Below are 992 nucleotides of genomic sequence, written 5' to 3' on the forward strand. Positions count from 1 at the left end.
GCGATGATCTCGTCCATCATCTCGGTCGTCCCGCGGCCGATGCCGAGGATGCGGGAGCAGAGGAGCGGGGGGGTGCCCAGCCGCGTGCCGACCGTGCATACGGTCAGTGGGCCGGGCACGCGCCGACCGGCGCCGACGAGCGGCAGCCGCTGCAACGGTGACGAGCGACGGCGGACTGCGCCGAGTGGGCCGGTGGAATGCTTCCGGGACTGTCACGTCGCGATCGGGCGTGCCTGGGTGGCGGTGAGCAGCCGGGCGAGTTCGCAGCTGATGTGGCGCGCGCCGAGCAGGGGTCGCGGTCCGCCCGCGAGCCTGGCCCGGCGCCTGCGAGGCGACGCCACGGGAAGCCTAGAGCGTGGCCCCCGTGACTGCGCGAATCGCTTTCAGCTCGCCCATGAGGGCCGCTGCCGGCGTCACGGGGTAGTGGTCGAGCGCCAGCCTCCGCGGTCCCGACACACAGACCAGACGTATCCGGACCGGAGTGTCGCCGTGGTGTGCCTGCAGCGTCTGCCGAAGCTCGATCGCGGTGTCCTCGTCGACCAACCGGGGCAGGCCCGTGATCTCGAGGACGGGCCCGCTCCCGTCGCCGAGCTCCAGACGGACGAGCGAGCCGGCGAGCACGGTCAGGGTGTCGCCTCGCAGGCTCGTCCGGCCGTGTACGGCCAGTGCGGTATCCGTGGTGAGGTCGCTGCTGTGAGCGGCGAAGGCGTCGGCGAAGAACAGCACCTCGATCGAGGCATCGAGATCCTCGATCGTGCAGATGGCCCAGGGTCGACCACGTCTGTCGACTCGGCGCTCGACGGCGGTCACGATGCCGGCGAGTCGCACAACACCTTCGCGTCTGTCCGCGAGAAGGGTCGCGATCGGCCGGGGGGCGTGCCGGCGGATGACGTGTTCGGCGCCGTCCAGGGGCTGCACGGACACGTCCAGCCGCAGCAGCTCGCGTTGGCGGGCGAGCAGCTCGGTGCGCGAGTACTCGCCCTTCCCGGGGG

At 71.9% G+C, this 992-nt stretch carries 1 protein-coding gene; it reads right to left on the bottom strand.

All coding sequences use genetic code 11. The features are described 5' to 3' along the window. Positions 1 to 348: 348 nt before the first annotated feature. Positions 349 to 992 (bottom strand): OB-fold nucleic acid binding domain-containing protein (locus D8M34_RS18055; RefSeq protein WP_238695722.1); only part of this gene is annotated, 644 nt, incomplete at its 5' end.

The organism is Microbacterium sp. HSID17254, from assembly GCF_003989315.1.
GTDB lineage: Bacteria > Actinomycetota > Actinomycetes > Actinomycetales > Microbacteriaceae > Microbacterium.